The organism is Cerasicoccus sp. TK19100, from assembly GCF_027257155.1.
Classification (GTDB): Bacteria; Verrucomicrobiota; Verrucomicrobiia; order Opitutales; family Cerasicoccaceae; genus Cerasicoccus; species Cerasicoccus fimbriatus.
Window position 1 is genome coordinate 256533 of sequence record NZ_JAPWDU010000001.1, and the last position, 25486, is coordinate 282018.

Annotated in this window: 17 protein-coding genes; 8 read left to right on the forward strand and 9 right to left on the reverse strand. The window is 49.2% G+C overall.

Going from position 1 to position 25486, the window contains the following annotated elements:
* Positions 1-22 precede the first annotated feature (22 nt).
* Genes O3S85_RS01000 through O3S85_RS01015 form a run of 4 tightly spaced genes read right to left on the reverse strand, consistent with a single transcriptional unit; the run spans position 23 to position 3412 of the window.
* Positions 23-982 (reverse strand): vWA domain-containing protein, encoded by a 960-nt coding sequence (locus O3S85_RS01000; RefSeq protein ID WP_269537159.1) that lies wholly within the window; start codon positions 980-982, stop codon positions 23-25.
* Positions 979-1527: a hypothetical protein gene (locus O3S85_RS01005; protein WP_269537160.1), complete on the reverse strand. Its 549-nt coding sequence runs from the start codon at positions 1525-1527 to the stop codon at positions 979-981. The genes O3S85_RS01000 and O3S85_RS01005 overlap by 4 nt, the downstream gene beginning before the upstream one ends.
* Before the next feature lie 5 nt (positions 1528-1532).
* Positions 1533-2408: a DUF58 domain-containing protein gene (locus tag O3S85_RS01010; protein ID WP_269537161.1), complete on the reverse strand. Its 876-nt coding sequence runs from the start codon at positions 2406-2408 to the stop codon at positions 1533-1535.
* Entirely contained in the window at positions 2405-3412 is a 1008-nt protein-coding gene (locus O3S85_RS01015) for an AAA family ATPase (RefSeq protein ID WP_269537162.1), read from the reverse strand. The genes O3S85_RS01010 and O3S85_RS01015 overlap by 4 nt, the downstream gene beginning before the upstream one ends.
* 151 nt (positions 3413-3563) lie before the next feature.
* On the opposite strand from O3S85_RS01015, the gene O3S85_RS01020 reads away from it, so the two are divergent.
* The gene (locus tag O3S85_RS01020) at positions 3564-6710 is read left to right on the forward strand and encodes a glycoside hydrolase family 2 TIM barrel-domain containing protein (protein ID WP_269537164.1); all 3147 of its coding nucleotides are present in this window, start codon (positions 3564-3566) and stop codon (positions 6708-6710) included.
* A 187-nt stretch (positions 6711-6897) separates the two neighbouring features.
* Positions 6898-7944: a LacI family DNA-binding transcriptional regulator gene (locus O3S85_RS01025; protein ID WP_269537165.1), complete on the forward strand. Its 1047-nt coding sequence runs from the start codon at positions 6898-6900 to the stop codon at positions 7942-7944.
* Positions 7945-8007: 63 nt separating this feature from the next.
* On the opposite strand, the gene O3S85_RS01030 is transcribed toward O3S85_RS01025, so the two are convergent.
* From O3S85_RS01030 to O3S85_RS01045, 4 genes are all read right to left on the reverse strand, one after another.
* Positions 8008-9927: a glycoside hydrolase family 16 protein gene (locus O3S85_RS01030; RefSeq protein WP_269537166.1), complete on the reverse strand. Its 1920-nt coding sequence runs from the start codon at positions 9925-9927 to the stop codon at positions 8008-8010.
* A gap of 198 nt (positions 9928-10125) precedes the next feature.
* Entirely contained in the window at positions 10126-10872 is a 747-nt protein-coding gene (locus O3S85_RS01035) for a PEP-CTERM sorting domain-containing protein (protein ID WP_269537167.1), read from the reverse strand.
* A gap of 125 nt (positions 10873-10997) precedes the next feature.
* Positions 10998-13379, reverse strand: a complete 2382-nt coding sequence (locus O3S85_RS01040) for an FAD-dependent oxidoreductase (RefSeq protein ID WP_269537168.1) — start codon at positions 13377-13379, stop codon at positions 10998-11000.
* Positions 13380-13416: 37 nt separating this feature from the next.
* The gene (locus tag O3S85_RS01045; protein ID WP_269537169.1) at positions 13417-15318 is read right to left on the reverse strand and encodes an FAD-dependent oxidoreductase; all 1902 of its coding nucleotides are present in this window, start codon (positions 15316-15318) and stop codon (positions 13417-13419) included.
* A 222-nt stretch (positions 15319-15540) separates the two neighbouring features.
* On the opposite strand from O3S85_RS01045, the gene O3S85_RS01050 reads away from it, so the two are divergent.
* The 4 genes from O3S85_RS01050 (at position 15541) to O3S85_RS01065 (ending at position 23250) form a co-directional block, all read left to right on the forward strand.
* The gene (locus O3S85_RS01050; protein WP_269537170.1) at positions 15541-17355 is read left to right on the forward strand and encodes a sodium:solute symporter family transporter; all 1815 of its coding nucleotides are present in this window, start codon (positions 15541-15543) and stop codon (positions 17353-17355) included.
* 9 nt (positions 17356-17364) lie between these two features.
* The gene (locus O3S85_RS01055; RefSeq protein WP_269537171.1) at positions 17365-20685 is read left to right on the forward strand and encodes a sugar-binding protein; all 3321 of its coding nucleotides are present in this window, start codon (positions 17365-17367) and stop codon (positions 20683-20685) included.
* Between the two features lie 144 nt (positions 20686-20829).
* The gene (locus O3S85_RS01060) at positions 20830-22101 is read left to right on the forward strand and encodes a glycoside hydrolase family 30 protein (RefSeq protein ID WP_269537172.1); all 1272 of its coding nucleotides are present in this window, start codon (positions 20830-20832) and stop codon (positions 22099-22101) included.
* Positions 22102-22215: 114 nt separating this feature from the next.
* Positions 22216-23250, forward strand: a complete 1035-nt coding sequence (locus O3S85_RS01065) for a vWA domain-containing protein (protein WP_269537173.1) — start codon at positions 22216-22218, stop codon at positions 23248-23250.
* Between the two features lie 890 nt (positions 23251-24140).
* Here O3S85_RS01065 and O3S85_RS01070 read toward each other — a convergent pair.
* Positions 24141-24707, reverse strand: coding sequence for a helix-turn-helix transcriptional regulator (locus O3S85_RS01070; protein ID WP_269537174.1), 567 nt, complete (start codon positions 24705-24707; stop codon positions 24141-24143).
* A 265-nt stretch (positions 24708-24972) separates the two neighbouring features.
* On the opposite strand from O3S85_RS01070, the gene O3S85_RS01075 reads away from it, so the two are divergent.
* Both O3S85_RS01075 and O3S85_RS01080 read left to right on the forward strand, forming a co-directional pair.
* Positions 24973-25200, forward strand: coding sequence for a hypothetical protein (locus tag O3S85_RS01075; protein ID WP_269537175.1), 228 nt, complete (start codon positions 24973-24975; stop codon positions 25198-25200).
* Positions 25201-25464: a hypothetical protein gene (locus O3S85_RS01080; protein ID WP_269537176.1), complete on the forward strand. Its 264-nt coding sequence runs from the start codon at positions 25201-25203 to the stop codon at positions 25462-25464. It begins immediately after the preceding gene.
* The last annotated feature ends 22 nt before the right edge of the window (positions 25465-25486 follow it).

Consider the following 25486-nt stretch of genomic DNA (forward strand, 5'->3'; position numbering starts at 1 on the left):
AGCAAGTTTGGATGCAGAAATATCATGGGAGTCGGAGTAACAGGGTGTTGGCTAGACCGAATTCCACCAGCCCCACCAACAGGGCCAAGGTGGTGAGCCAAGGGAATAGCTGTGTGTGCAAGCGGTATTGCTTTTGCTCGATGCGGCTCTTCTCCATTTGGTCTATCTGACGGTAAATCCCCATAAGGGCAGAGCTGTCCGAGGCGGTGAAATGCTGCCCGCCCGTTTCATATGCGACCTGCTTCATCAGGCTTTCTTCGTTCTTCATTTTCAGCAGTTCACTCGTGCTGATGATACTCAGTGTGTGCACGCGTATGCCTTTTTTTCTGGCGAACTGTGCTGCTTCCAGGGGCGAGCGACCGGCGTTGTTGCCACCATCGGAGACGACGATCATGACGCGTGATTGCTCTGCGCTGTCCTTGAGGAGCTCGATGCCGCCAAACATACCTTCCCCAATGGCAGTGCCGCCTTGCGGGGTCGATTCCTGGAGCATTTCGGGAAGCCAGCCAGCGTCCAGGGTTAATGGACTGAGCAAAAACACTTTGCCGGCGAAGGCGATCATGCCCGTGCGGTCGTCGGGCCTTCCTTCGACGAATTCTCCCACTGCTTTGGTTAAGGCCTCCAGGCGAGTCACCTTTTTGCCCTCAAGCAAGAAGTCTTTATATTTCATTGAAGGAGATATGTCGCAAACAAGTGCCACATCGATACCGTATTTCTGCTGCTTTTCCGAACTATGCTCAGTGCGTGGCTGGGCGAGGGCAACGATGACAAGCACGGCGGCGAGCCAGCGGAATAGCATCAGGAGTTTACCCGGTCCGAACTTAGGCTTTTGTGCTGCGGCTGCCAGAAGGGCAGTGGACGAGTATTTGAGGGAGGTTCTGCGTCCCCTGCCACCTAATCTCCAGGCGAGAATGGGAAGAAGTAATAACAGCGATAATGCCCAAGGCTGCCCAAAGCTAAAACTGGATAACCACTCGCTCATGCCTGGCCTCCCGCGGTAGAGAGATTATCAGCTTTTGCTCCGGTGCGCTGGAACTCATAAACAAAGGTATAAGCCTGTTCGTGCAGTTCCAGCTTGCGCTCTTCAGCCAGGTCGTGCCGGGCAAATTTGGCGAGGTCACAGGTGAAAAGAAAATGCTGTAGACTCTCGCGTAGTGCTTCATTTAAACGGTCATCATAAACCATTTCGGCCATGAACTCCTCGGTCGACTGGTGTGCCGCGGGTATGGCGAAACGTTCCTCGATGAACACGCGTAAAATTTCTGAAACGCTCAGGGAAAATGCGTTTGAGGACATGGCCTGATAGCTCTCTTTTAATTCGGCTAGTCGCTTCATGGCGTCAATCGCAGGATTAACAGGCTTCTTCATCGTGGTGGGCCCAGGCATCGCATGGCGTTTGTGTAAATGCCAGTAGACCAACCCTGCTATGAAGATTATGGTTAAGCCGATGCCCGCGGCCCACCAGTTGGGGCCGTTACTCGTGCTGCTTTCCAGTAAGCTGGTATCTTCTATTAAATCTATCGGCATGGTTGTTAACGCTTGGCCAGGCGGCGGTCGAAAAAGCTGCGCAGCGTAACGTGATAATGCGTGCCAGCCTCAATCTCTAGATAGTCTGTTTGTGCGCGTTGCAGGCGTCGCTTTTGCGTCTCGAGCTTTTCCTCGATACTCCTTGTGAATCTTTTCCGGACCTTTGGGTCGTTGGTATTGATTTCCACAATTTGTCCGCTTTCGGAGTCTTCCAACTGGACCCAGCCGACGCGGGGAAGCACGCGCTCGCTGGCATCATAGGTCACGATAGCAATGGTATCATGGCGGATACCGCACATCTTCAGTGAGCTCTCGTAGCTGTCGTCCAGAAAGTCAGAAATAACAAAGACTACGCCTTTGCGGGTAAAAACCGTATTCACGTAATCTAGGCCTGCCTTAAGAGCCGTTTTCTTACTATTAGGCTCAAAGAAGAGAATCTCTCGGATAAGCCGAAAAACGTGCATACGCCCCTTACCTGGTGGGATGAATAGCTCGACTTCGTCTGTGCAAAGGACCAGAGCGATTCGGTCATTATTCTTCAGTGCGCTAAAAGCCAGCACGGAGGCAATTTCCGCTGCCAGTTCGCGCTTTGACTGTGGGCCAGACCCAAACTGACCTGAGGCACTGATATCCAGCACCAGCACCAGTGACAACTCCCGCTCTTCGCGGTAGCGGCGAACATGGGGAATGCCCGTGCGCGCCGTAACATTCCAATCAATGGCGCGCACCTCATCCCCGGCCTGGTATTCGCGGACTTCTTCAAAGTCGATGCCTCGCCCCTTAAACATGGAGTGGTAAGAGCCAGCCAGCATCTCCTCGGCCAGCTTGTTTGTTCTCAACTCAATCTGGCGGATACGTGTGAGGTATTCACGAGGGATCATGGCACCGGCACCTTATTCAGAATCCACTCTACGATTTGAGTTGCGGTTATGCCTTCTGCATCTGCTTCGTAGGTGCGAAGAATGCGGTGGCCCAGCACATCAAAGGCAATGCTGCGAACATCCAGAGGGGTGACATGGGCACGGCCTTCAATGAAGGCATGTGCACGCGAGGCCAAGGTAAGATTGATGGTTGCGCGAGGAGATGCGCCATAGCGAATCAGTCCGGTGAGTTTGGGATCAATCTTTTCCGGACGACGAGTTGCGGTAACCAGTTCGACGATGTAGCGCTTAATATTGTCATCGATGTAAATCTGGTCGGTAAGCTCCCTTAGCTGGACCAATGTCTCCATCGTCATGACGGGCTTCACTGCGACCTTCGGCTTAGAGCTAGCCATCATTTCCAGAATGCGTAGCTCTTCATCATTGGAGCCGTAATCCACCTCTACCTTCATCATGAAGCGGTCCACCTGTGCCTCAGGCAGCGGATAGGTGCCTTCCTGTTCTACCGGGTTTTGTGTCGCCAAAACGAGGAACGGCTCTGGCAGGCGGAAGCTTTCTTCACCAAGAGTTACTTGATGTTCCTGCATGGCCTCCAGCAGTGCGCTCTGGACTTTCGCAGGGGCGCGGTTGATTTCGTCCGCCAGGAGGAGGTTGGCGAAAACAGGGCCCTTTTTGGTGAAGTATTTATGCTCCTGTGGATTGTAGATGAGCGTTCCTACAATGTCGGAAGGTAACAAGTCCGGTGTGAACTGTATGCGGCTAAAGCTGGCCTGCAGGCAGCCTGCGAGCGCCTTGATCGTCGTTGTTTTTGCCAAGCCGGGAACACCTTCCAGGAGAACGTGGCCATTGCTAAGCAGGCCGATGAGAAGCCGGCGTATGAGGTACTCCTGACCTACTACCATGCCTTTCATTTCCTGTAAAATAGCAGGAATCCATTGAGACGCTTCTGCGATGCATTCTTCTAGATTGTCAGACTCTAGGGTATTACTTTGAGCATTTTCCATTAGGTAACTGAATTAAGCTAAACGTTTTAATAGGGTTTATGTTGATGTCAGAAGTGCTGGGAAGAGACAAGGGGCAGGGAGCTTTATATAAAGTCAGCTTGAAGTGGAAAAGATTTGCGACCCAAGCTCTTCTTAAATCGATTTCTCAATTGTGATAAAAGATACACTTTCGGTTGAACTGCTCCAAATCGGGGCACTCAAGACGTGGATTTCCCCGGAACTGACTTCAATCAACCGGCTACCCATGCGCTCAACTCTTTATCCCTTCGCTTCAGTGAATGAAGCTCGATTGGGAATACGCGAGGATTCGCCTTGGTTTAGGAGCTTAGACGGCGAGTGGGACTTCAAGCTGGTCGATTCGCCGGAGCAGGTGCAAGTTTCCGATCTCGCGCCAGATATCAACCGTTCATCCTGGGGAAGCGTGGTTGTTCCAGGGAACTGGAGCATGCAGGGCTACGGCAAGCCGCATTACTCCAATATCGTTATGCCGTTTTCCGATGAGCCGCCGTATGTTCCGGCAAATAATCCTACGGGTGTGCATGCACGTTGTTTTGAGATCCCATTGGAGTGGGAGGGACGGCGCATTATCTTGCACTTCGGCGGGGCTGAGAGCGTTTTATATGTTTACGTCAATGGACAGGCTGTGGGTATGGGAAAGGATTCACGGCTACCTTCAGAATTCGACGTCACCGAGTTCGTAAACGTCGGTGCTTCTAACACGGTTGTCGCGATTGTGGTCCAGTGGTCTGATGCTTCCTTTATCGAGGATCAGGACCAGTGGTGGCTCGGAGGGCTGCACCGCGAGGTATTCCTCTATTCGACTGACAGTGTTTACATCGCGGATGTTTTTGCCCAAGGAAATCTGATCAATGATTATAGGGACGGACATTTTAAGCTGACCGCCCGTATCGGCTTTCCACGCAAACCCCTGGATGGATATTCAGTGGAGGCGCAACTGCATGACCCCGATGGAAATGCGTTATTTGCTGAGCCATTGATATCTCCGGTGCCGATTGGCCCTCGTGATCGTTGGCCACGCATGGAAGTCAGTTTTGAAGAGCAGATCCATGCACCGCAAATGTGGTCAGCGGAATGCCCGCATTTATACTGCGTTGTCCTTACATTGAGAAATCCTTCTGGAAATGTCATTGAAGTAACCTCTACCAGGATAGGCTTCCGTTCCATCGAGGTTTGTGACCGCAAGTTACTCGTCAATGGCCAGCCTGTGCTCATCAACGGCATGAACCGCCATGACCATGATGATCGTCGAGGGAAGGGGCTCACCCGTGAAACCATGCGTCTGGATGCACTGCAGATGAAGCGGTTCAATGTGAACGCGGTGCGCTGCGCCCATTATCCCAATGACCCTTACTGGCTCGACCTCTGTGATGAGCTGGGCTTTTACGTTATCGACGAAGCCAATCTCGAGTCGCATGATTATTTTTTACAGCTTTGCCAGGATAGGCGTTACGCCGCTGCTTTTCTGGATCGTGCCGTGCGCATGGTAGAGCGCGACAAGAACCACGCTTCGATTATTCTCTGGTCTTTAGGCAACGAAAGCGGCTATGCCTACAATCATGACATCATGGCTGGCTGGATTCGCAGTTATGACCCAAGCCGGCCATTACATTACGAAGCGGCGCTATGGAATATTCCAGGCAAGCGAGTAGGGAAGCCGGAGCACGACTTGGCCTTGGGGGATCATGCGACCGATATCGTATGTCCGATGTATCCGACGCTTGAACGTCTTATCGCCTGGGCTACAGCGGAGAACCATCCCGACCGCAGGCGCCCGATGATCCTTTGCGAATACTCCCATGCGATGGGCAACAGCAATGGCTCACTGGCAGACTACTATGACCTTTTTGAGAAGTATCACGGGCTTCAAGGCGGCTTTATCTGGGAATGGATCGACCATGGAATTCACTGCAGTACTGATGATGGGCAAGACTACTGGGCCTATGGGGGAGATTTTGGCGACACGCCAAATGACCGTAATTTCTGCTGCGATGGCATTGTTTGGCCAGACCGTGCTCCGCACCCCGCATTGTTTGAGTTTAAGCATCTCGCCCAGCCAGTTAAAATGCTGAACTACAAGGATGGGCAACTGGCAGTTAAAAACTGTCAATACTTTGCCGGCCTCGAAAGATTCAAGGGTAGATGGCGCATTGCTGTTAACGGTAAAAACGTCGCCGAGGGTCAATTGCCCACGCTACAAACAAGACCTCAAACAGTTGAAATAGTACCCTTGGATTTGCCTGAATACACTCTTACCGCAGGAGATGAGGCATTCTTACATGTTTCTTTTGTCACTGCCGAGGATGCCGCTTGGGGGGATGCGGGTCATGTTGTTGCCTGGAACCAGATTCTACTGCAGAGGAAGCCAGCAGATCAGCGGCCAATAGCGAATACCCGTGATAGTCTTAACATTGAGGAAAAGGATTCCTGCATTACGGTAGCAAACACTCAAATAAGACTCTCAGTGAATCGTGGCACGGGTGTTATCTCAAATGTTTCGTGGCAGGGCAACGAGTTGGTTAGTCATGGGCCATGTTTGCAGATCTGGCGTGCGGCGACGGACAACGATGGCATTAAGGGCTGGACCGGCCAAGAGGACAAACCCTTGGGGCAATGGCTTAAAGCAGGTCTGAATGCGGTTAACCTGAAGCTTGTTCATGTAGAGGTAAACTATGTGGACGATGGTTGTGTTTTGATTGACCTCAGTCATACCGCTGCCTGCCTTGCCTCTGAGTCGGCCATAAGGCATCGACATCAATATCTGGTCCAACCTGATGGCCAAATCTACGTAAACAATGAATTCGATGTGGACTCTTCTTTACCTGCGTTGCCACGGCTTGGTGTCAGGTTAACACTGCCTGAATCTTTTGAGAATGTGCAGTGGTATGGTCGCGGTCCTTACGAAAATTACAGCGATCGCAAGCGCTCGGCCATGATAGATGCCTACAGCGATACCGTTTCTGGCCTCTATGTGCCGTATATCTTGCCACAGGAAAACGGTAACCATAGCGATGTTCGTCGTTTGAGTTTTTCCAATGGTGTAAACTCTATTACGATAGAAGGAGATCCGGCCTTTGAGTTCTCGGCAAGCCACTTTACGGCTGAGGATTTATTTGCGGCGTCTCATACGCACCAACTAAAGCCCAGAAGCGAAACGATTCTCAATCTTGACTTCATGCAGTCAGGTATTGGCACTGGCAGTTGTGGTCCAGTGACACGACCCGAGTATCAAGTTCACCCTGGTAGCTATAAATGGAGTTATCTACTAAAATTCTCATGACGGATAGAGGTCATGGGCTCATTGTTTATTCTGATATCAGTATTTTTATCTGAAGATCAGTAAAATCATTTCACAAATATTCGTTTGAAAGCATAGTGCAGGAGTAAGAATAGTCTTTTCGCTTTACATAAAGTATGCTGTGATTAGCTTATTCTATCCGGTGATCTAAACTTTAGCTGCGGGGAAGATGAAAAAAAACATAAGCTTGGGAGACATCGCACGCGAAGCTGGCGTGACCCGCTCGGCTGTGAGTTACGCTTTGCGTAATTCTCCGGGTGTCAGTGAGGCCACACGTAAACGGATACTCGATATTAGCGAGCGCCTCGGTTATCAGCCGGATGCCCGTATGGCGTCTTGGATGGCCAGTGTTAGAAACACCAAGAATAAAGGCTTACTGCCTATCGCCTGGCTGAATACGGAATACAATACGCCGAGCTGGCGTAAGCTTAATTATCTTTCCCCGTTTTACAAAGGCGCAGAGGAACGAGCCGATGTTATGGGCTATCGATTGGAGGAGATTTGGACCCATGCTCCAGGCATGAACGTTAAGAACATTTCACGCATTCTCTATCAGCGCGGTATTACGGGTGTAATCGTAACGTATCCCGCGGGCCGTTTTAACTTGGACTGGAACCTGTTTGCCGGGGTTGCGATTGGAGGGGGATTACTTTCACCGCGCCTTCATCGTGTTATGGCCGACCATTATCAAAATCTTCTAATCGCTTTGAAGATGCTTAAGCGACATGGATATAGGCGTGTGGGTATTTGTCTGGAAGAAGATGTGGATAAGTTTACTGCTCATGCTATTCGAGCTGCCGCTAATTATTTTTATACGACGAGTACCAAGGCGCACCGTGTTCCACCTCTATTCTACGTTCACAAGACTGACGAAGAGTGGCAAATCGCTAAGGAGGATATCGTCAAATGGATCAGAAAATTTAAACCAGAGGCAATCATTTGCCATAATTTTCGTATGCCAGAAGTGATCGCTGAAGCCGGTTTGCGCTTGCCCCAAGATGTAGGCTTGGTGCATCTGGCAACCGACGATGACGTGGAAGGATGGGCAGGTATTTCATCCAATAAGCGGGTTATTGGCGCTACAGCAATAGACTTGCTGGTCGGTATGATGCTTAATCGTCAGTTTGGTGTCCCGAAACATGCCGTCGATACCAGTATCATTGGCGAATGGCATGAAGGTAATACTCTGTTACTGCCCAATCCCGCCAAATCCTAATCGATTAAATTGGCTTTAGTTTTGATCTGCCTCACGGGACGGGAATATTGCCGATTCCCGTAGTTACTTGCTTTCAATAATTTGAATACCCGAAACTCCAGACCAGTTGCCTTTGAGCTTGTCCTTCCATTCGAGTGAAAAAGAGCGGGCTGTATTTCCTTTAAAGATAACAGTGTTCTCCTTTTCAACAGCATTCAAGGATTCAGCGTTTGAGGTGGTGTATTTACCCTTCGTCCAACTGACACGATAGAAATATGTGCCAATGCGGTCTACTTCTCCATCATCATGCGCGGTAATGCTTACAGAACCTGATCCGGTATTTACACCTGCATTGAAGTAAACATACACATTGTATTTCTCGTAGGGAACATCAGTGATTTTAAGCACCCCCTTGCCACGGAGGACTGCGGATTGAAGTGCGAGATCTCCTTTTTCAAATCCCCATTTTTCCGCTTTCTCCAACGTCCCCTCACTCGTTTTCCAGTAAGCTTTTGTATTAGGCAAGATGTCACCTTTTTCATTCTTCAATCCAGTGGATTCACCGCTTGAGCCTGTCAGGTTATTCCAATTTTGCTGGGAGACTCCGTTGGCACCTGCGATCCCTTTTTCTGAAAGCTTGGTGGAGTCTTCCCCGTCTATGGAAAAATTCAATCCTATACCCGATGTTTGAAGAGTAGGCGACGGGTCGAAATTTGGTTGATAACCTTTTTCCACGGGTTCCTTGGCATACACCCGCACATAGTCTACCCACATATCCGTACCTTCGTTGTAACGAGAAAGGTCTATTGGCCAGCGGCTGATACCGCTGATTGCATAGTTAATTAAAAAGTAATGTGGGAAGTCCCTTGATACATTATTCGTAGGGTGGCGAAAAACTTCGATATTATCAAAATAGTAAACGGTGTCTTCAAGACCAACGTAGACTGCATAAGTGTGAAAGGTGGTCGACCAGTAAGATTTCCCGCCCAGATTCATAATGTCCGGTCGTATGTGATGCTTCTTCTTCGGTTTGCCATTTTCATCCGTCTGCTTCCAGGCATGACTGACAATGGAATAGGAGGGATGATTCGGATTCCCTTTACCCAAGCCACCATAGCCTTCGATGATATCCAATTCATCCTGCTCTTTATTCAGACCGGGAGCCAATGTCCAAAATGCCGGCCAGGTGCCAATGGCGGATTGTGCGGTAAAACGGCATTCGAAGTAGCAAGGTGCTTTCGCCCAAATACCTTCAAAGTTTTTATTCACTGAAGCGATGATGCCTGTTCTGCCTTTGGGAGACTTGGCATCTTTGCGCGCTGCAATGCGCAGCCATGTGTCTCGCTGTTCAAATGGCTGGCCGTCAGCCATGGGGGAGGTAAACTTCCAGCCGCTGAAGTCCCCACCACCGGGCTTGTGCGCATGATAGGTGGTTCCTATGCCGTCACTGGATATGGATGGTTTTTCGTTGAAATCATCTTCAAAAACTAATTGTAGACCTTGGGCTGCCGGGGGGACTTGCTCGGGAATTCCTTGGTTCCACTTCACCCCATTGGTATTGAATAGCTGTAATTCAAAAATATCTTTCTTCCCGGAGTCATTACGCGCATAGATGCGTACGTTCATCGGCCCATAGGGGAAGTTATCGGCATTAAATTGGAATGTACCATTTCCTGACGCATCTAGCTCGATGCCATCAGGGGTCAAGTTGGCGTCTTTACCCCAAGGCTCTTCTGATTGCATTTCAGGCTGCTGCCAGCAATAAGCCGATGCCGAAGTCATGCCTTTGGCTTGGAACTTAACTGTTACAATACCTGATACATCAGAGCGTAATTCAGGTTCGGACACGCGAATGGCTTGCACCCAGTTTTCCGCACCTTCTTCTACATTTCCATAATTGAATTCTTGGTAGCCGTCTACCATTGCGGGTTTATCATTAGCTTGGGCAAATGATATTATAGGTAGGGCAATCAAAGCCGTTAATATGAGGTTATTTTTCATCATTTCGAAAGGGTATTGGATGTAGTAGTAGCATCCAATTAATAAAGCTTTTTACGAGTAGGTAGCTTTAAATTACGATTCCTACTTTCATGAAATGCTTATAAGCTATAGGGCTTCGTATTCTGGAAACCCCCATTCACAACCAAATCCAGCTTCAGCTGGATTTGGCTGCAAATTAAACGACTGTAGATGGTTATCGTGCTATGAACGGCACGCTTTCTTGCGACGTAAGAAGACTAAGCCGATTACGGCCAATCCTAATAGCGAAGTATAATAAGCGGGCTCTGGCACGGTAACCGGTGTGGCTTCGATATTTATATTGTCAAAGCGGTTGATTTGTACTGAATTATTGGTGCCGTTGTCATACACACGCACTTGAAAGGCGATTGAAGAAATGGAGTCGAAGGCGGAATCGCTGACATCCACGACAATATTTTGATAGTAAGGGCTCGACTGGTTTGCGGGTATGCTCACAGTCCCGTTGTTTAGGCCAGTATCCGTATTGCTTAGTGAAAGAACTGGGTTTCCTGAGCCAAAACCACCTACGCTCGACTGAATTACCAGATTGGTAGTGAATCCTACTGTGCCTGTAGTGGCTCCAAAATTCAGAGTGAAGCTATCTAAATCTAATACCTCGCCCGCATTGGCAGCCGAGAAGGTAAACTGGAAATAGTAGGAGTTGTCTAAAGCCGACTCCAATGTATCGCCGGTTGTAGTCCCGCCTCTAAGAAAGGCGTTATTTGAGCTGCTTGAGAATCCTATCTGACTGGTATCTCCGCCATTAAAAGAAAGGAAATTTGCTGCAGATACTGAGCTGGCATCGACGCCGGTTACGGTGGGTGCAGGGCTACCGCTGATGAATGGATAGCTTATAGTAGCCTGTGAGAATACTATGGAGGGTGTGCCAATCAAGGCACCCAAGACTAAGGCGATTTGTGTTTTATTCATATTTTGAGGAGTATGGGGTGGTTTTAAAATATATTTAGACTATATCAGGTAACTTGATTTTTAAGTGGAAGTGAGCTTTACATAAAGTTGATTTTTTCCCGTTGAAGAGCATTTTGCCTAATCTATCAGGAGTAGCATCGCACTTCATAAACTGCTGCAGAGGGATCGCCATTGGTTGATTGAACGACAATCTTAAGTTTATTGGTATTTACTGGTGTGTCCAGCTTATGTGACCTGTGCCGCTGATAATTGCCCTCTACTTCGACAATTGTCTCCCAACTATCATCGATTAGGGCCAATATCGTATAGTCTTTGGCGCATTGTGGGTCACGGTAAAGAGTGGGGGTCATGTGGTATTCCCTGAGCAAGTGGCCGGAAAAAGTCAGTATGATCGTCGAAATCGTCTGTGGCGCATCCCAGGCAAGCTCAATGTATTGCGGCAATGTTTCCTCTGGAGATGAGCGCCAAAGGTGCGTGGCATCATAAGGCCGTGATCTGCCACTAAGCACATTTTTAGCTTCGTAGCACCGTTGCGCTGGGCTAAGGCGAAATGCCATGGAAATCCCACAGCCATGCCGCCGAAGTTTTTTCTCGCTCATGGCGATTGCGGCCGTTTGGCCTGATTCTACAGCGGGGCTGGCATGCCAGGCAACTTCGGGGTTTTTCGTTAAAGTCAGCCTTATGAAGCCCTCTTTCAATTTTCCATTTTCTTTGGAAAGGTTGACCGTTATCGGCACCCATTGATTTTCACCGCTCGAAACTTTAATATTACCTTCACTAAGAATGTGGCCAGTGTCTGCCCGGTAATCCCATATAGAGTCTACTCCTTCAACTTTGTAGGTAATTTGCTGCTCTGATGCGGATTTATTGGATAAAAGGACTTCAATGGTGTTTAGTTCTTCAGAGCCCACTGCAATCCAGTGCGCCCGGTTTTGAATCAACTCATCAACGAGCTTGGCATTGGGGCTACCTTTGAGTCCATTACTTACATAAAAAGAATCAGGGCCTACGCCGCAATTGACTGCTTCGCTGCTGGCACTGGCCTGTGCCGCACGTGCCAAATCCAATGGGTCCGCATTGGTTATATTTGGCAGATAGCATCCGTCTCGCAACAAATCCTGCTGCACAAGCTCGATGCGTTTATCAGCTATTACTCCCAGCGAGGCATTCTCACGGATGGCTCGTGCAGCGGCGGTGCCACAGGCCTGGCCCATGAGCGCTGTCGTTCCCATCACGCGGACCGTTCCCAGGGCGGCATGGCTGGCTGAGACGTTTCGGCCAGCCATCATCAGATTATCCACGTCTTTTGATATACAAATATTGAGAGGAATACTGTAGGGCCCAACGTAACTCTTGGCCATGTATTCAGAGTCGGCATACTCGCTTGCGCTTGCTTCTTCACTGGTGGCGGCCAATAATCCACCCGGCGTATGCAAATCAATAAACCAGCCTCCGTAGGCGATCTCGTCCTTAAAGACAGTATTACTCTGGATCTCGTTTTCGGTTAAGAAATAGCGTCCAATGACTCGTCGGCTTTCCCGCTTTCCAGGGACTTGCCCGATCCAGTCCAGCGCGAAATTCTGAGCGATATCCTTGAGTTTGGGGTCGTGATTTTTTATCCAATCCCAGATGCCCAGGCAATGACGAGTCAGCTCATGGCGAATGTCTTCGGCTTCGTAGATTGTATGCCAGGGCACCCCGATTTCAATCCACCAGTAGCCGCAATTAATTTGATAGGGGATGCGTCCCTGCTCATAAAAATAAGCCGGATCTTCATGTTTAACGGCCCATGTCGGCGGCTGATAGGGGACTGGTCTCCCCATGTCTTTGGCTTTAAACATGATGGAATTCCCCATCGTGTCTTTGGAGGCCTTTAAAGGAGCATGTATCTCGCCAAACTCACTTTTCGACTCCGTGCCCATGCGCCATTCGCATCCGGCCTGGTCTGCCACCAGTGCATCACCAGTGCAATCGATGAATACTTTTCCTTTAATATAAAGCTCTACCTCGGCATTGGCCACATAAGCCACCACTGAGTCAATTTCTCGGCTGGAATTGCAGGCCTTGCGGAGTGTGTAACCTAAATCCTCTTCGTTGCTATTATGATTCTTCGCAAGGTCCGAACCACGTGAGCCATCTGCCATGATGACGTCTTTCACCGTGGTATTAAGATAGCAGGTCAGGTTTTCCGTTTCCACAGCCATGTCATAAAGCACCAAGTCCCACACGCTATTCGTCCAACCGTTTTCCATGATTTCCTCGTGGTTGCGGGCTCTCTCTTCGATAATAGCCTCCGACAAGATGCCAGATTCGCGGGCATAAGCATGGAACTGTGCCGCCCCATGGGTGGTGACGCGCACTTCGGATGAGCTATTACCGCCAAATACCGGACGGTCTTGGATAAGGCAAGTGGAGCTCCCATGCCGGGCGGCTGCAATCGCGGCGGAAAAGCCTGCTAGGCCACCTCCGCAAACGACTACATCATAGCTTTTGCTGTCCTTTTTCATTAAGAAAATCTCTTACGTTTGTCAGCTGAATTTCCGACTACCAGAGCAGGGCGGGGTCCTGAACATCATGATCCGCGTCTTGGTAGTCAGGCCATTTGCGTTCGATGGCGGCTTCAGGCCAGCCGATGCGGTCCATCAAGCACAGCATTTGATGCATGAGGTCCACTTTGCGGGAACCATGGTTGATCGTGTTGATATCGCGTAATACCGTTAGGTCTTTGCCTGCCTTCTTAACGGACTCGAGCACTTTGAGCATCATGGGTCGGTGGCGGCAGCAACTTTGGGGAAGATCGACACGCAAATGATGTGGATTTCCGGGCCAGATGCCAGTGAGAGCCAGTAGTTGCGCTGCCTCGAATGCAGGATGGTTTGTTGGTAAATCTTCATACCAGTATAGGGGTATTCCGACTTCCAGTAATCGCCTCTGAAACGCAAAAAGCTGTTTGCCCTTCAGGTGGGGATGGGAAGGCTTTTCCTCTAGACAGTAAGCCGCCAGCTCACCAGCAGCTTCACCGATAGCCCATTCTGTATTGTGCAGGCGGTAGGCTCCGTTGGAGATCTGAGTCACGCCTATGCCTTTATTGGCCACGGCAAAATTTTTAAGGTCAGGGCTGACCAGAGCCCCCAGGGGAATCTGATAGGGGCGGGTCATTTGCACCAGGCCACCGCCCCCAGCAGACCGATTGTGAATATCAATCATGTAAGCTCCAATGCCCACTGAATTGGGGAATTGGCGGGCACGGGCGGTCTGATTAAACTCCGTGGAGAGGTCATCCTCTACCACGACCTCGCAGGCTCGCAGTCGCCGGCCTTCTCGCACATAGGGAGCCTGTGCAATGCCGTCGGGTGTGCCTGTGGCTTCCGGCATGGGACGAATCTCCGGATAACCAAAACCGCCATCGTCGCGGGGCGCTTCAGTCTGGAGCCAGTACAGATACGCCAGACTGAGTTTGCGTGCCTGCTCCAGGTGTTTATGGCCTTCTGGATTATCTACGAAACCGCCCTCGCGATAATCGTTGCTGGAAACATTGATGACGGCTCGACTGGTGGCCAAAGCCGGATCATCAAAATTTTTATCATCGACCAAGCAACGATAATACCAAAAAGGAACGATGCGCTGTCCGGTAACCTTACTGAACTGCAGTTCGAAAAAGGTGCCTGGTTCTGCTTCGCGAGCGCCTAGATTGCCATAACCAAAAGGCTGTGTGTCGCGGAGCAATTCATAATCCTGAGGCTTATCGATCGTGAAATTACCTCCGGGGACAAACTCCACTGCGATACAATAGGTGAATGATTGAATTGCATTCTTATTGGCCTTCTCTGGTGCGTGTTTTTCGCCGAAAGTCTCCTTGGCTTCCTCGCCCAAACCATAATCCAGGTCAAGTAACGGATAGGTGTCACCCGTTTCTGTGCCATCTAGGAAAAAGTCACCTTTGAGTCTAACTATACGCGCTGGCTCATCCAGGCTTTCGCAATCAATGGATATGACTCGGTCTTGATCTCGCTCGGCGGTAACGGGTTTAAATCTCGGAAGGATCGTCAGCAGGCCCTTTTCAAGGCCCGGCGCGAGCATGTCCATGATTACCTTCAGGGCGACATGAGATTCTGCCGTGACGGGTGTGCAGGCCGCATTTCCAGCGCAGAGGTGAAGCTGAGATTCACCCAGGGGAGAAAGCTTGAAATTTTCTCGATAATAGTTGCGCAACCGCTCGCGAAAGTTCGCATAGCGGGCATTCATCTGCGTTTCGCCAACGGGATCGTAGAATTCATCCATGACGCAGAGGGCTTGGCTAGTCGCCTGCCCGCCGATCCAATGGAATTCATCGGTCATGACAACGCGAAGACCGCGTTCTAATAAAGCTAGGGCAGACGCGACGGCACCAAAACCGCCACCGACAATAACAACGTCGGCCATGTATTCGTTTTCAGGGACTTGCATAGGGATTATCGCAACAGAACCCGGATTTAGGCAACGACTTGCTTAATCCTGAGGTGTTTAAGCTGAATTTATCGGTGTCAATCTAGCTATCTTAACTGAGGCTTCAATATTCTGGTAGCTTTATATAAAGTAACCCAGTGATTGAAGCAAGCGGTTAGAATTCGGATAAGACTAAACGCTGCGTGACACATACTTCGCTACGCAGCTTTATCCCCTAGCTTCATGGTCTTATTTGATTCTTTTATTCTTGTTTCGGTGCTTGCGATCATTCTGGTGGCAGGCTCACTTTTTTCCAAGCGAGCGAGTAAGGACTCATCCTCTTTCATGCTCAGTGGACGAAACCTGCCTTGGTGGCTATCTGGCATGTCGCTTTCTGCCAATGATTTCAATGCGGATACGCCGATTCATAACTCACGCCGGGCAAGAGAGCTTGGTATTGAGGGAACGTGGCTATACTGGAAAATACCTTTCGGGCAATGTCTGGCCGCTATCTTCACGAAATGGGCGCGCCGTAGCGGTATTCAAACTCCGGTGGAGCTAATGCAGGCCCGCTATGGTGGTAAGATCGGTAAATTCATGAGAATTTGGAAGGTCTTCTATTCCACTTTTTTTCAAGGGAGTTTTGGATTGGCAGTAGGATTACTCGCATTCCAAAAGCTGGCGCGAGTATTAGTGGACTACCCTGACACCGCTCAATTTGTTGGCATCAATTGGAATCTGGATGTGCTCATCATGGTCGGGGCCGTCCTTGTGGCCCTGTCTTACTCTGTCACTTCCGGTTTGTGGGGGGTTGTGACTACGGATTTTATTGAATTCTTGGTGGCATTGAGTTGCACTTGGATTCTTACCTTTATCGTCCTCAATCACATTGGCGGCGGCGAGATACTTTATGAGCGTCTCACTGAAACCGTTGCCAGCACAGACAGTGGATTACTGGATTGGACTCCAACACTGACACTGGCATTGGTAATCTTTTTGTTTATTCAGCCGCTCGGCATCGCAGGAGAAGGTTGTACGAATCTTCGCATCCTGGCTACACGTGATGAGCGCCACGGGATGCTCGCCCAGCTCTGGCAACCCTTTAGCAATCTGACTCTTCGGAGCTGGCCCTGGTGGATTGCCGGGATGGCTTCGATCTATCTGGTAACCGATGTCGCTGACCCAGAGTTAGCCTATCCGGAAATGATTCAAAGGTTTATGCCTGTTGGATTGAAAGGCTTAATGGTGGCAGGCTTTGTTTGCGCCTTTATTTCTACCATTGATACTATTTTGCACACTTCCTCCTCCGTGTTTCTAAATGACTTCTATCGAGCGTATGTTAAGCCGGAAGCGAGCGAGAAACATTATGTTTTGGTGATGCGTATCGCCATTCTGATCTTTGCCGCTCTGGGGATCTTTCTGGCTACTCAAATGCAAAGTGTGCTGGGAGTTATCTTCTTCACATGGAAGGTCGGCGGTGCTATGGCAATTATGGCGGGTCTTCGCTGGATATGGCACCGGGTTAATGCCTGGTCCGAACTTTTTGTCATTATCTGCTCGCTACCAATCACCTTACTCATCGAGTTCGACAATCAGATTTTTCAGTGGTTGGGCTTTTCTCAAAGTCCGACAGACATGCTTGAGGCCTGGTTTGGGCTCTCTGCCGGGGCAAATGCGATGGAGGGTAGATGGGCCGTAGAATACATACTGGGCTTAGTCATCATCATGTCGATCGCCGTTCTATTAATGTATGTTGCGCCGAAAGACGATCCTCAGCATGTGGCCGAGTTTTACAAGAAGGCAAGGCCTTTAGGTTGGTGGAAACCGATCCAGAAAATCGCTGGTGTAGGCCCGGTGGATTCTTGGCGTGTCGATGGAGGTATATACTTATCTTCCTCGTTCGGTATCCTGCTTTCTACCTTGGGTGTTGGCATGGTCTTTTTTCATCAATGGCTGTATGCCGGTCTGCTTTTGGGGGCGGCAGCTATATTATTCGTAATTATGTTTAAGCTGATACCTCTCAGCGTTCATACAGAACTTGATGCTCCCTCCAAATAATTTTTGGCGATGAAAATATACATGCCGCACGCTTACGCGTTTCTGTTCGCGCTCTGCTCAATTATTAGGGCTTACGCAAGTAGTGAAGAATGGATACATTTCGAGGACTTCGAGGCAACGCAGAATATGGCGACTACACTGGAGAGTGTTGGAACGGTGAAAATTGCGCCAGATCGGGATGACACGGGACATGTTCTGGAATTGTCGAAAGATGAGAGTAACTTGCGAGAACCTGCCTCCGCCACGCTTCCAGCGTTTCCTGTCCAGCCCGGTAGCTTGGAGATTAGTTTTTCCGCTCAAAGCGATCTGACCTCGTGGGATAACTCCTACAACGGCATCCTTTATCTACAGTTTCTCACTGATACGGATGACCCTCTATCGACTTCCGAAGTGGGTGCATGGTTTAAAAACAACCCCTGGGAGCGAAATGAGCGAGAATTGGAAGTGCCTGAGGGAGCGGTGAAAGCACGCTTTATCGCAAAAATTAATAAGGAGACGCCGGGCTACTTTCGCTTGGACGACTTGGGCGTTAAATGGAAGGCCACCGAGAGACCGGCCGATGGTTTGCGGCGCATGATGTTCACCATGGAGCAGTTGGGTCACTTGCTCTATCCTGAAGATGCCCGGATCGCTGAAGTCGAAGTGTGGTCTGGCAAAGAACTGCCCAAGGAATTGACCAATATTGGATTTACCGTACGTGACTATTGGGGGGGCGAGCAGAATGTGCCAATCATCAATAGGCTTGAGCCCGATGGAATGATAGAAGAGGAAGGAATGTTCAAATACAAGACGCTGGTGGATTTATCGGATGTTTCCCTCGAAATCGGTCGCTACTACGAATTGCACGGGGAAATTCTTCGCGACGGCGCCGAGCCTTTCACCAACTATACGAGTTTTGCTATTCTGCCGGAGGCTGCCGCCAATTCCTATAAGCCTGAAGATATCCCCTTTACCAGCCGAACCTGGGACCAGCGGATGGTGGAAAGTCCACCACTGACGAAGCGGCTGGGTGTTCGCATTTGTAATGTAAGGGTAACTTTTGATCCAAGTAAAGAGGAGTTGAAAGCCTACTTGCTTAATGAGGTTCATGACCTCGATATGGCCTCAATACCCGGTCCCTCGCCTGCATGGTATGTCGAGCAGCGACAGCCAGGTTGGGAGAAGTTACTGGCAAATGACGGATTGCTCATTCGTGAAAAGGTTCAGGCGTTTTTTCAGGAGTACGGACACTTGCAGCCCATGGTATTTGTTCTTGGTAATGAACCTCATAATAAAGGTGAAGCTGTCGCACAAGATGTAGAAGCATACCGCATCGTCTATGAAGAGATAAAAAGGCATAACCCGGATATTACTGTGGTGGGCACATCCATTGGCACGAATGAAGAGTATTTCAAAGCAGGCTTTGGAAAATGGTGCGATGCCTATGATTTTCATTCCTACGAGAGCCCTGAAAATGTGCGTAAAATACTGGAGGTTTCCTATCCGGCGATGTTCGAAAAATATGGTCACTCGAAGCCGATCTGGTCAACGGAGCTAGGTATGAATAGTCAGGGGATGGCGCGTAGCGTTGTGGCCGGTTTGCTCTATAAAAACTTTGCCAACTTCTTTGCCGGGGGTGGGGCAAATGCATCCTGGTTTGGGCTTTTCTATCCGGACCCGGAGGGCAAAAACCACGACACCTTCGCCTGGGCTCATAATATTTTCGATTGTCGCTATAACAAATATGCGCCCAAGCTGGATGCGATAGCATACTATAATGCCGTTAATGGAATTGCGGTTAAAGAGTTTATTGAAGATCGAAAGTATGATCGGGATGAGCAATTGTTTCTCTTCCGCGACATGGAAGGGGCTTCATTGATCATTGCCTATTGCAATACCGGCGAACGCGATGTCCGCATTCCCTTGCCAGGGGCCAAGGATGCAGAAGTAATCCGCATCGATGGAACCCGAGATTCTCTTTCGTCCAATCAGAACGGGATTAGCCTAACCTTGAATGAGAGTCCAGTGCTGGTGTTTTATCAGGATGGGCCAGACAAATTGCCTGAGCATTTAGACATCGCCTCCGTTACGTTTGGCCAGATACCAGAGAGGATTGCTATTGATGGCACGAACACATTCGAAGTTTTGTTAAATGGGGCGAAGGCAGACACAGTGTCGCTCCAATTGCCTCCATTTTGGGAAGTCATCGATCGCAAGGCGGATGCAGAACGCATTCTCTATCGCGTTAAAGCCTACGAAGAGAGTACTGCGAAAGAAGCACGTATTGATTTGGTGATGAAGGATGCGAACGCCGCTCATCCTGGCGTATTGTTGTCCCGACTTATTCAACTGGAGAAGAGGCTATCACTGGAGCTCGAACCAATCCCTGCCGTTGATAAGCGTGGTCCGGCGATACGGTTGAAAATTACTAACAATAGCTCCAAGGAGCAAGTTATCGATTGGAATCTAAAAATTACAGGTGAGCAGACTCTGAAGAGCGGCGAATATACCCCAATTAAGGCGAGCCTGGTGTGCATTGCAGATACTGATTCAGGCACAATTCAAGTACCAGCAAGAGAGGTCGCTATTGTTGAGGTTGCGCTAGAGGGCGTACAGCCGTTGACCGTCTATCAGGTGAAAGCGAGTGTACAAGGTAGAGATGGGCAGTCCGCTTTTGAGACGAGACCGATGGCTGGATTTGTGCCCGTTTATAAGACTGGTAATCCTGTCACGATCGATGGGGCATTGGATGAATCCGCCTGGGAGCACGCGTCAGTTGAAGTGTTGGATCAATCTGACCAGTATTGCAGCTTAGTGCGGGAGGGGCGTGAATCCAATGCTTGGCAGGGACCACAAGATTTATCTGCAAAGATACGCTACTTGTGGGATGAGGATTTCCTGTATGTGTCTGTTCAAGTCACTGACGATATCGCTGGCCCTCTGAATTTTGCCGATAGCAATTTGTGGCGTATGGATGGCTTGCAATTCTTGGTCGACCCGGCACGTGGTCAACTAGAGAAGCCTGGCAAATATGAATACAGCATCAGTCGAGGCGCTAAGGGCGTTCAAGCCTGGTGTACGCTTTCTGCATCGTCGGATGTCCCGACTGGTCCCGTGTCCAGTATCCGCGCGGGAGTCCAGAGGGACCAAGATCAGTCCATGACAACTTATGAAATTGCGATACCTTGGCCCAGACTCGCGCCTTTTGAACCAAAGGCATACCGAGACCTTGGCTTAACGTTGATCATTAATGAGGATGATGGTAACGGCAGGGATGCCTTTATGACCTGGTTCGGTAATGCTCATAATAAGAACATAGACACTGTGGGGGACTTGGTTCTGCTGCCTTGATGCCGACTCTACTTCTTCGTTCTCAAACTATTCACATTTAAGTCAATGCCCATGAAACATTCCCTTGTTCCTAATTCTTGGCGAGCCTGGCTGACCTCTCCTGGTCCTTCTGCGCATCGGCTTACCGAGTTGTCTCCCATACCAATGCTCGAGCGTAACGGGTTTCAGCGCGAATCTGTATACTTGGATATAAATCAATCTTTTCAGGAAATTATTGGTTTCGGAGGAGCGATGACAGAAGCAGCAGCCGACACTTTGGCCAGACTTGCTGTTGAAAAGCAGGATTCTGTCCTGCGTGAATATTTTGATTCCGAAGTAGGGCATGGCTATTCGTTTTGCCGTGTCTCTATCAATAGCTGCGACTTCGCACTAAGTAACTACGCTTGCGCGGATTCTCCTGGTGACACCGAGCTGCTAAGTTTTAACATCGATCATGACAAGCAGCAGATTCTACCTTTTCTACGTCGTGCCTATGAGCTTTCAGGCGGTATGCTCAAAGTGCTTGCCTCGCCGTGGAGTCCACCGGCTTGGATGAAGACTAATGGAAAGATGAATCAGGGAGGGAAGCTCAAACCAGAGTTTAGAGAAGCTTGGGCGCTTCACTACGTGCGCTTTGTTCAGGCATATGCAGCGGCTGGAGTGCCCATTTGGGGCGTTACCGTTCAAAACGAACCTGATGCAACCCAAACCTGGGACTCATGTGTTTATTCTGCTGAGGAGGAGCGGGACTTTGTTCGCGATTACCTGGGGCCTGCGTTCGAAACCGCTGGTCTTGAGGTGAAGATAATCATTTGGGATCATAACCGCGATCAACTTGTCCATCGGGCGGGGGTAGTCTATTCTGATCCCGCAGCGAGTCGACACGTTTGGGGAACGGGATTCCATTGGTATGGACAAAACAAATTTGATAACGTGCGCCTGCACCATGACGCTTGGCCGGACAAGCATTTGATCTTCACTGAAGGTTGTCAGGAGTGTGGCACTCATCATGGTTCTTGGGATCTGGGAGAACGTTACGCTCGCTCAATCATTGCAGATATCAATAACTGGACTGAAGCTTGGATTGATTGGAACCTCCTGCTCAACGAATACGGAGGACCGAACCATGTGAGCAATTTCTGTAGTGCGCCATTGATTGCCGATAGAGCTACTGGCGTTGTACACCATGAGTCATCTTGGTATTATCTAGGTCATTTTTCACGTTTCATTCGGCCTGGAGCCAAGCGTATTTTGAGCGCCACAACAAGGGATGATCTTCACGCACTGGCAGCAAGAAATCCCGATGACTCAATTGCCGTCGTCCTGATGAATCCAGAGCGCATCCAAAGAACCATTTCAATCGAAACAGCGGATACAACGGCCACCATTGATATACCAGCACGCTCCATTCTAACCTGCTTGTGGCGACCTGCCTGACTTGTTGAGTTTACCTTCAAGCATTAGCCGCTCCTGTAGGGCCAAGCGACTATGTGTTTGAATTACGAATGAATTTAATGTAATTGATTAGTTCAGTGATACCCTTAAATCCCGATGCCAAAGAAACGAAAAGTTGTAAACTTACCCCTGGTTGAAATCATTCTAGCCAGTTTAATCATTCATATAGTTGGTCTGCTCATCTTAGGTGGAATTACTATTTATAATAAAATTGACGTGTCCGAACCAGAGCTAGAGGCACCGCCGATTTTGGAGTCCGTGACACCCCCAAAGCAAATTCCTGTACAGCTTGCAGACACGAAACCACCAGCGCCTTCAACCAAAGTTTTAGCGGTGAATCCGCAGTTGATGCCGCTTATGGAAATGGATTTTGATATGCCCGTGATTGAGCAGCGCTCCAGTGTCGCAGGGCGTGGTTTTGGTTCTGGAGCAGGTTTAGGTGGCGGTGTTGATCTTTCTAAACTGGCATTGGGCTTTAGTGGTATACAGGACAAAAGCGAAAGTGTCTGTTTCATCGTGGACTACTCACTCTCGATGAAGGATAAGATTAAAGGGAGCGAAGTGACGCGCTTTGAGCTGCTAAAAGAGCAGCTAGTTTCAAGTCTTTCCAGTATCGATGACCAAATGATGGTAAGTCTGATCTTCTTTTCTGGTCCGGCTTGGATTGCAGGACAGAATGAGAAAGCTGTGCGTGGTCAGTACAGCAACATTTCCAACGATTGGCACAGTCATCGTCCCAAGGACTTTGACTCATTGGCTAAACCGGAGTGGCGTCGCTTGGGCGGCGGTTATCGAAGCGAGCTCATAGACATTGTTCAAAACGAGAAAATGTCTGGCGGCACTGTTTGGCAGAATCCTCTGCGGTTGGCGCGTACGCTAAAGCCGGCGCCTGAAGTCATTTACTTCCTTACGGATGGCGCCACTAGCGAAGAGGATGTGGAAGAGACCTTGAAGCTCGTTGATGAGTGGAAAAAGGAAAACCGCGATTTACGTATCCATACCATTGCCTTGGGTGAACCAAAAGCAGCGAGCGCCATGAGGCGTATTGCAGGGCGCACCGGCGGCAAGTTTCGCCTGATCGAAACTTTGGATGACATTAAAAGAGTCGATAACAAACATGGTGACAGCTAAAATTTAATTTAGGGGCTGGCAAAGCTAAGGACAGAGGAGGAAGTATCGTCAATGACAGTCCGGTCAATAACGCTACTGCGCATTGTCTTTTCAACATGCTCTATGTCTTAGGCGCGGAGATGGATTCTACGGCCCAACCATTAGGCATCGTTGCAGAATCCTACCGCGCAAATGATATCGAAAATTTCGATACTGCCCGTTGCCGAATGCGCGTTGGAGTTGACGTTCAAGTTCACTTCTACACCACACACGCAAGCCGACGTCGTCTGGTCCGGTATTCTGCTACGAATTTGAACATGGCCGTATTGATTATCTCTTGGGCAAGAGTATTATCGGACATACGCACGATGGTCAGACCATTGACTATGGAGCCCCAATGAGTCCCCACTAAAGAAATGACGATTGTGCGCTCAAAGATCTCTCGTTCATTTGCAGTAGGATCATTGCTCAGCTGAATCCGCCCAAATGCATGCGCTTTACGTTGAAGCATTCCAAAGTTGAACAGTTATACCATTTCCTGAAGAGTGCGTGGTAAAAGAACTAGACTCAAACTTGGCCCCATCATTGTAGTGGACAAGCTAGATGAGCAAATACAGTTAGCACACGACTCTCATCCGTGCTATCGGAGCTTCTTCCTTGGATGGCAGAATGGCATCGATTCAGGAATAACCCGTGTCGATTCTGTAAACTCGACCCCCAGCATGCAGTAGGGGAGCAAGTTCTACGCTAAGCTCGCATTTAAATGGTCGGGCTGCAGGGATTCGAACCTTCTTTATGGCGGTTTTACAAGGGGCTGATATACTGCAAGTTATGGAATATTAGCGATTTGCGAATCTGCCAAAATTCGCGAAAATCGGTGAAATTTAGCAAGGGTAGGCGGAGTTTAGCACTTATTTATCACTCGTGAAGTTGCCACTTTGGTTCCAGTAGACTGATTTTAAGAGAGTTTCGGTCATGGACCCTTGTTTGGTCCCATCATTCGGAAAGCCCTCGCTGAAAAGTGTGTTTAGATAACTAAGAAAATTATCACCGCCTAGTAGCTCGATAAGATTATACTCCGTTGCAATACTTGATAGCGAATGTAGCACTGCGGCATACACTGCGAGACCTTGATTTGATTCGAAGCCCGCTTTGGTGATTTGTGTAGCAAGTGCTGAAACATTCTCATGCAAGGTTTTTAGGCTGTTGCTGTCTTTGCTGCTTTCCTCGATCCAAAGTTTATAACTTTCTTCAGAGTAAGGCCGGCCTCTCCAATCCTTTTCTAATAGTTTGATCTTACCTTTTTCAGACTGAACCCAAACGCCTAGATTTGCCTGGATGGCAAATGCCAAGCGTGGAGATAGGTCGAGACGGCCGCCCTCTATATGACGAATGGTCATTATGGATACACCTAGCTTGTCGGCTAAGTCGACCTGGGTTAGCCCGCATGCATTTCGAATGTTTTTGAGCACTTTCACTAGGTTTCAGTTCATGACGGTTATTTTTACTTTGACAAGCGCATATTTAACCGTCAGTTCATGACGGTATTATGGTTAAGCTCATTTCCGCAAAGCAGTTATCCGAAAGTGAAATATTCCCAGATGATCCGCGGCCATCGCCTGCAATGATCTCTGACATGGCCCGGCGCCGCCTAATTCCATCTGTAAAGTTGGGTCGTTACCGTTACTTCGACCCTCAAGAAGTCGAACAGCATATCAAAAGTAAGCTTACTGTCCGCGCTCGATGACCGATCCCCATCAAGAACTATTGGATGCGGCGCAGAAGCTGGGTGCTACCTTAGGCAAGCTGACACAGGCAACCCTCATCCACCTTGCAATGCCGTCGACCGAATCACGGCAGGAAGTCGTTATTCAGCAGGCTGACTTTCTCACCAGCTTCAAGGCCTACAACCAATCGGTTGAAACTCTCCAGGATGCAGAGGCCTCGATTAGCAAAAAGGAGCTAAATTAGATGTCAGGGAAATATCAGAAAATCGCTGATCTTGGTAATGAGGTTATTCAGTTATCTGCCAAGATCCAATCGGCAACCCGTGCTTTTGTCTTCGATCCATCAGAGGACACCGGGCAAGAGCTGAATCAGGTTCTAGCTGAATATGGGGAGCGGCTTGAGCAGTTTGAAAGTCAGTATGACCAGGCTCTGACAGTTAAAGTTGCTGAGACCCTGAAAGAGCAGGGGGAGTCAAGGGAAACCATTCGCAAAGCCTTTCGAGTATAGAACAAATAACCCGTATCACAAA